Origin of the sequence: Mesorhizobium sp. M7A.F.Ca.CA.004.04.2.1, from assembly GCF_004022825.1 — a bacterium.
Lineage (GTDB): Bacteria > Pseudomonadota > Alphaproteobacteria > Rhizobiales > Rhizobiaceae > Mesorhizobium.
In genome coordinates this window covers 1-1,016 of sequence record NZ_RZPH01001473.1, presented here as the reverse complement: position 1 = coordinate 1,016, position 1,016 = coordinate 1, and the positions used below count along the sequence as shown (strand labels likewise).

Below are 1,016 nucleotides of genomic sequence, written 5' to 3'. Positions count from 1 at the left end.
GTCCTCACTCGTGCCCGCTGCCCGAAACGGTGGCGGGTTCTTTTTACCCCGCAGGCGGCAGCTTCGGGTCGTACGCGCAGGAGCCTGGATGCAGATGCAGAATCGGATGGTGGGCGGCATCCTGAGCCTGTGCCTCGGCGTGCTGGTCTTTTCGCTGCAGGATCCGCTCGTCAAAGCCGTGTCGAGCGGCTATCCGGTGACCGAGGTGATGGCGATCCGCTCGATCGTCGCCCTGCCGATCCTGATCGTTCTGGTCCATGCCGATGTCGGCTTGCGGGCGATCCTGTCGAAGCGATTCCGCATGCTGACGGTGCGCGCCTTCATCCAGTTCACCTCCTATACGATGTACTACCTGGCCATCGCTGCTTTGCCGCTCGCCGATGCGGTGGCGCTTTATTTCATGGCGCCGCTGTTCATCATGGTCCTGGCCGGACCTTACCTTGGCGAGCGCGTCTCCTGGCAGACACTGGCAACCGTGCTGATCGGCTTGTTCGGCGTCCTCGTGATGCTGCGCCCCGGCGCAGGGCTGTTCGACTGGGCAGCGCTGCTGTCGCTGGGATCGGCGGCGCTCTATGGTTTTTCGCAGCTGATGGCCCGCAAGATCGGCGATACTGAATCGTCCACCGTCATGGCCTTCTATCAGAACGGCGCCTATCTGGTCGGCGCCGCCGTGGTTGCCGGGGCGTTTCACCTGGCCGGCATTACACACGCCGTTCACCCAAGCCTGGAATTCCTGGTACGGCCATGGCTTTGGCCGACGCTGCCGGATTTTCTCAAGATGGCGGCCTGCGGTTTCGTCGCCTCCGCCGGCATGATCCTGCTGTCGCAGGCCTACCGGATGGCGCCGGCCAACCGCGTTGCCACCTTCGAATACACCGGCATCCTGTGGTCGCCGCTGTGGGGTTTCCTGTTCTTCGCCGAGGTGCCGCGGTCGACGACGGTGATCGGCGCTGCCTTGATTATCGGCGCCGGTCTGCTGGCGCTCAACACCGAACGGCGCAAGAATGTTCCACCTG

The 1,016-nt window shown here is 63.8% G+C and carries 1 protein-coding gene; it reads left to right on the top strand.

Annotated features, from left to right (window positions below; genetic code table 11):
• Positions 1 to 94 precede the first annotated feature (94 nt).
• Positions 95 to 1,016: DMT family transporter (locus EN893_RS35480; protein WP_164901464.1), on the top strand; the 922-nt coding region annotated here is incomplete at its 3' end.